This window comes from Butyrivibrio sp. INlla16 (genome assembly GCF_900104155.1).
Lineage (GTDB): Bacteria > Bacillota > Clostridia > Lachnospirales > Lachnospiraceae > Butyrivibrio.
Map to the genome: position 1 here is coordinate 1 of NZ_FMYB01000102.1, position 5,388 is coordinate 5,388.

Sequence of the window (5,388 nt, forward strand, 5' to 3'; positions counted from 1 at the left end):
TTTCATTATTCCCCTGATCCTTTCTGGACAGGTATGAAAGGGGGCTTAAGATGACTGCTTATGAACAGGCAACCATAATTAGGGCATTGACCCTGCGCAGGACCTGTGTGCAGCTCTTAAGGGTGTGAATGAGGAAGGACGAACTGTGGTAGGGGCTGTCTTTCCTCATTTTTTATGCAACTGTATGAATATAGATCCGAAGGGGATAGTCAGTCAATATAGACACGAAAAAAACGTGCGGTAAAAAACAGCACGTTCAGATAGACAATATATAGGAGAACGAGAAATTAATCCGCAGTAAACCTTCAGTAGGTGAGAGGATTAATTCGACGCATTACAATCTGCATCATTCTTATGATAATAATGCAAAAATGGTGGAAATATGCGCTTTGTACAGCTGCACTGACTTTTGCCTATGGCTATGCGATAACTCAGTACCTCAACTATAGAGCCAGTAAAATGGAGCCACTTGATGTTGGCGGATTTGGACTTGCGATTCTCATGTATCAGGGCTTATACGTTTTGATCGGAATAATTTTTCTGATCATAGGAGCGATAGTTTTTGCCAAAAAGAAACAGAAGAGGGATAGGGCAGAAGAACAGGCCATCCTGGAAAGATTGGAGCAGGCAGATAATGAAACAGTTCAATAAACATATACTGGCCACAATACTAGTACTTACGAGGAGTTACGAATGCAGATTTTAAACCTGATATTATGCATAATCCTGGTTTTTATGCCGGTTATTGGTTTTTTGTTCATAAGTGAAAAGAAGATATCGAAAAAAGTGTATATTCCTATCCTCGCATTTCTGGGACTCATTTTTGTTCTTTTGCTTGTAGGTATTTTTGCTGCGGATTTTCATGTAACAGCATTTGTTTTTCAAATTGTTTTACCTATTTTGTCTATATATGCAGTAGTAGGTTTGATAATATGTGGAACAGCATTTCTTGCGAAAAAAGGATTCTTTAATGGAAAACGCCTGATATTGACGTTGTCTGCGGTTATATGCTTAATTGCGGTGATTGTTTGTGCCGTTTTCTATAGACAAAACAGGCAAAATGGGCAAAAGGTAGATTATTCTAAATATCCCGATATTGAAATTACCGGCACTTGGTTAGCTAACAACGATAAAAAATCTGTGACTGCTCGCTGGGAAAGCAGCACAAATACATTTACAAACACAAGTGAAAAAGAATTCAAGTATGAACCGGATGAGCCATACAAGATGCCGGATACTGTTAGCGGGGAGGACGCAGATGTCCTGGAACTGTTCTATAATGCGGACAAAACCGCTGTATACTATTCCAACGATAATAGGATATTTAAATATATACCTGCAGACAACTCTTATTTGCTAATAGGGGAGGCTCCAACTGATAATCCAGGTCATTTTTTAATATTGAAAATCTGTGTTTCAGAAGATGAGAAAAAGGCATTTTTCATTGCCTGTGAGACTTATAATGAAGACGTCGCTAATAATCTTTATTGCCTTGATATTGAGACAGGTGAGTGTTCTGTAATATTGCAGGAAAAGCGATGGATCGATGATTTCGAAATCTCTCCTGATGGAGAATCCATAATATATAACGGAAATGATAAAATCGTACGGTATGACCTTGCGTCCGGAAAAACGGAGACACTTCTTGAAGGGACACGTGCGGATACACGTGATAACGGAGGGGCTTACATAATCCGTATTTCAAAGGATGGCAGATACATTATGTATTATAAGGATATGGTGCCTGTCGGATGTTCCCAGGTCTTTGTATATGATATTGAAACCGGAATTTCCGAAAAGATAATTCAGACCAATAAGTATGCAATAAAAGATGTGAATTGGGCGGAGAACTGAGCATAGAAGGAAAGAAAGATGAGAGCATTAAAGAGAACCTATTTGGTTTTTACAAGTACAGCACTTTGGACTATTGCAGCAATCCCGGTCATATATGTCTTAAGGGAATGCATGAATTCATATGTGAATGGAACGATACATGGTTTTAACAGCGATGTCGTGATTTATGGGATAGAAGCATTTGCAGATACGCTATTGTTTTTTCTGGCATTTTTTGTCGTGATAGATGTCTTGTGGGCGATAGTTGTCGTTCTTGCGATAGTCACCACTGTAACCACGATAAGGCACTGGTCTACATTGTAGTAAAAAAGGGGAAATAAAAAATGGGAGGAGTAAGCGACATGCCCTATAAGACAGAAGTCAAATATACATATGAGGAAGCTCGAAAAGCTTTTTGGGCGACGCAATTTTACAAAAATAAGGCAGGAATCGCTGCAGCTATTGTGGCTGTGGCAATTGTGATTGGCTTTATTATCAATGGGATAGTCACGAACAATTATGAAAATGTGGTTATTTTTTCACTTGTGCTGATCTTTTATCCTATCCTTACCTATATTTTTGCTTCCAAAAGAGTAAAAAAGAACTATGAAAGCTACAAAATGATCCATGGAAATACATTTTCATACGCCTTTTATGAGGATTACATGGAGTCTGAAGGAGAAAAGGGAACGTCAAAAATCCAATACAGGGATTTATATAAGATTGTTGAGACAAAGACCAATATCTATCTCTTTATCAGCAGTGGGCAGGCATTCTTTATTGTAAAATCTGACTGCTCGAATGAACTGATTGCATTCTTGCAGAAACTGAAAAAGGAAATTGGTAATTATAAAAATAGTAAGGCCACGTCTGAAGCGGTAGATTATGAGCAACTAACCAGCTCATTGGAATCAAGAACTGATATTCTACATAAAGCCAGAGTTGAGTGGGGATTGAATGAAATAAAAGATTTCAATTGGCTCCTTATAAAAAATGAACACAAATCTTTGATCTATATTCTTGTGCTCGTTGAGGTTATGTTTTTTGCAGCCTTTGCTATGTCATTTCTTGCACATTCCATGAGGTTAGCTGTAGAGAGCATTTTATTGGTAATTGCCGTTCCTTTGCTCTTATATATCCTTTTTAATTTCAGATGCAGGAAAAATTATGAAAGCAATAAGATGCTGAGAAACTTTGCGGCCATAATTACTTTTGATAATGAGAAGCTTGAACAAATAAGTAATGTGGGAAGCCTTAAGGCAAATTATGATGAGATATATCGGATATTTGAAACTGATAATAATTTCTATATTCTTGTAAGTGATAATCAGGCTATAAACGTCAGAAAGGCGAACTGTTCAAACGAAATGGTTGCATTCTTGAAGGAACTTAAGGCTAAAGTGGCATGAACAGGTGAAAAAATGGCTGTTCTTAAGATAATTGCTAAAAAGGAATAATAGCACATACCCTTTAGCAGTATCGGATATGTTGATTGTTCCGGAAAAGGATTAGACTCAGTATAAGAACAAGAAAAAGAGGAAAAAACTATGATGTCAGATCCTTACAAAATACTGGGAGTTCAGCCGGGAGCCTCTGATGAGGAAATAAAGAAAGCATACAGGAATCTCGCCAAAAAGTATCATCCTGACCTTCATCCAAATGATGAAGCTGCTTCAGAAAAGATGAATGAAATAAATGCGGCATACGATATCCTTTCAAAGCCTCATAGCTCGGATTCATGGCAGCAAAGAACTGCCGGCCAGACGTATGAGCAGCAAAGCACCTATAATGATCAGGCAGAATATGTAGATTTTGAAGAGTATTTGAAACAGCGGAACAGACAGAGAAGATACAGTTACATGTATAGCTGGAACTGGGGTAATACGCCTGCAAATACTTACAGACCGTCAATTTTTGGAAGGATAATCAAATGGTTCGTCATTTACCAGTTTGTTTCTATACTTTTTAGAATGTTACTTTTTCTTGGCTGATAGTATATCCATATTTTCTCAAATGTAGCTAGCGCATGATTCTGAATGAATTATGCGCTATAATTTTGGTACAAATAATAAAGTAGTGAGAGATGAGATGAACAAGATTTGGGATATATTACACGACAAAAAAACGGTTTTATTTTTGGATATTGATGGGGTTCTTACAAGTTATTCGTATGGCGAATATCATGCCCATCATGAACTTGACTTCACACCTGAGTTTCGGGACATAAACATATATGCGGACTGCAGGAGGCTTGAGCCCATATATAGGTACATCCAGGAGCATGGTACGGACAGGGTATTCTGCATATCAAGGGAGCCGCACGGACATGAGGCTTGGAAATCAGAAATGGTCCGGAAGTTATATGGAATCCCCATTGACCATTGTTACTATACGCTTGATGCTTCTGAGAAGCCAAAGATTGTAAAGAGTGTTGTCAAAAAGCTGTTTCCTGATATAGATCCAAGATCCGTCGTCTGTATGGATGATAATGATGAAACATTGGGAATGTACATGAAGGAAACGCCGTTTTGCACGGCACATCCTATGATATTTATGGAGCATTTGTGATGGGGAAGGTACTTTTAGGAAACTGGCTGCTTGTCATATGCAGTATATGTTATCTTACATGGTGGCTTATTACCTTTAAACCGCCTGCACCCAAAGGGAGTATGGTTGGTACGCTAATCCTTATTGGTGCGTTTGCTTCTGGACTCTCAGGGCTTTTCTTTACTGCGACAGGTATGGCGTCATCCTCAGAAGAAGCTATACAAAAAGGGATTCCGGGAATATGGATTATTGCGTCCGGGATTTTTCTGTATGCAATTTTGCTGCTTTTGACCAGAACAATATTTCACAGGCAGGTCACATCTGAGCTTTTTATCATTGTGGGATGGTCTGTACTTGAGGCAGCCCTGTGCAACTATATGTACACCCTTGGGCGTTTTTCTGCAAAAGAGGCGATTATCTGCGCGGCAGTCATTTTGTTGGTGTCAATCATAAGCCTAATATGCTACATCCTCTACTATGATCTTCCATACGTTAAGGGCTATATAGATGGTTGCATACCGCTTGTGCTCTGCATGATTGTGATGATTATTTTGAATTTGAGAATAATGAGATAACAGATTATCCAATATTGAATGATAATTTAAAGATTTATACATATAACAACTGATAAATAATAAGACCCAGCTTAGTATATTTAACCTGAATTATTCATGACAACTTAAACCTCTGAAATCAAACTCATAATCCGATTTTTTTGAAATGGATGCCTAGAATAAGCGGGAATCAGTCCTAAAAATGGGTAGACTGTCCCTATGAATCAGAAATACAGACTTTTAAGTTATCAAGGTACATCAATAGTTGCTATTCCAACTGTGGATTTAAGCTGCTTATATTTGTAAGTGTTTCATAGAACTCAGATATGTAAGGGCAGCTGCTACACAGCTTGAAATAAATATATCTACCTGATCTGACTACCTTAACGGCAATCTTGATCAGTTTCAAACGGATTGTATCTGCACACTGCTTCTTCATGGAAGCACACAGAGC

Annotated in this window: 8 protein-coding genes; 7 read left to right on the forward strand and 1 reads right to left on the reverse strand. The window is 38.1% G+C overall.

What is annotated here, in order from left to right; genetic code table 11:
• Positions 1-363 precede the first annotated feature (363 nt).
• From BLR42_RS21665 to BLR42_RS21695, 7 genes are all read left to right on the forward strand, one after another.
• Entirely contained in the window at positions 364-651 is a 288-nt protein-coding gene (locus BLR42_RS21665; RefSeq protein WP_139165246.1) for a hypothetical protein, read from the forward strand.
• A gap of 42 nt (positions 652-693) precedes the next feature.
• Entirely contained in the window at positions 694-1,854 is a 1,161-nt protein-coding gene (locus BLR42_RS21670) for a hypothetical protein (protein WP_091873691.1), read from the forward strand.
• Positions 1,855-1,872: 18 nt separating this feature from the next.
• A complete protein-coding gene (locus BLR42_RS21675) occupies positions 1,873-2,157 on the forward strand; it encodes a hypothetical protein (RefSeq protein ID WP_091873694.1) in 285 nt (94 codons plus the stop codon).
• Between the two features lie 20 nt (positions 2,158-2,177).
• Positions 2,178-3,242 carry a YcxB family protein gene (locus BLR42_RS21680; RefSeq protein ID WP_091873697.1) on the forward strand — a complete coding sequence of 355 codons (1,065 nt, stop codon included), beginning with the start codon at positions 2,178-2,180 and terminating at the stop codon, positions 3,240-3,242.
• Between the two features lie 138 nt (positions 3,243-3,380).
• The gene (locus tag BLR42_RS21685; protein WP_207648597.1) at positions 3,381-3,824 is read left to right on the forward strand and encodes a J domain-containing protein; all 444 of its coding nucleotides are present in this window, start codon (positions 3,381-3,383) and stop codon (positions 3,822-3,824) included.
• 97 nt (positions 3,825-3,921) lie between these two features.
• Positions 3,922-4,401 (forward strand): HAD domain-containing protein, encoded by a 480-nt coding sequence (locus BLR42_RS21690; protein WP_139165247.1) that lies wholly within the window; start codon positions 3,922-3,924, stop codon positions 4,399-4,401.
• Positions 4,401-4,955: a hypothetical protein gene (locus BLR42_RS21695; protein WP_091873701.1), complete on the forward strand. Its 555-nt coding sequence runs from the start codon at positions 4,401-4,403 to the stop codon at positions 4,953-4,955. The genes BLR42_RS21690 and BLR42_RS21695 overlap by 1 nt, the downstream gene beginning before the upstream one ends.
• A gap of 247 nt (positions 4,956-5,202) precedes the next feature.
• On the opposite strand, the gene BLR42_RS21700 is transcribed toward BLR42_RS21695, so the two are convergent.
• The coding region (locus BLR42_RS21700; protein ID WP_207648535.1) for a transposase at positions 5,203-5,388 on the reverse strand (186 nt) is incomplete at its 5' end.

What these genes read in the sequence shown, in the direction of transcription:
- BLR42_RS21665 (WP_139165246.1), top strand. Translation starts at nt 364, where the DNA reads ATGCAAAAATGGTGGAAATATGCGCTTTGTACAGCTGCACTGACTTTT.
- BLR42_RS21670 (WP_091873691.1), top strand. Translation starts at nt 694, where the DNA reads ATGCAGATTTTAAACCTGATATTATGCATAATCCTGGTTTTTATGCCG.
- BLR42_RS21675 (WP_091873694.1), top strand. Translation starts at nt 1,873, where the DNA reads ATGAGAGCATTAAAGAGAACCTATTTGGTTTTTACAAGTACAGCACTT.
- BLR42_RS21680 (WP_091873697.1), top strand. Translation starts at nt 2,178, where the DNA reads ATGGGAGGAGTAAGCGACATGCCCTATAAGACAGAAGTCAAATATACA.
- BLR42_RS21685 (WP_207648597.1), top strand. Translation starts at nt 3,381, where the DNA reads ATGATGTCAGATCCTTACAAAATACTGGGAGTTCAGCCGGGAGCCTCT.
- BLR42_RS21690 (WP_139165247.1), top strand. Translation starts at nt 3,922, where the DNA reads ATGAACAAGATTTGGGATATATTACACGACAAAAAAACGGTTTTATTT.
- BLR42_RS21695 (WP_091873701.1), top strand. Translation starts at nt 4,401, where the DNA reads ATGGGGAAGGTACTTTTAGGAAACTGGCTGCTTGTCATATGCAGTATA.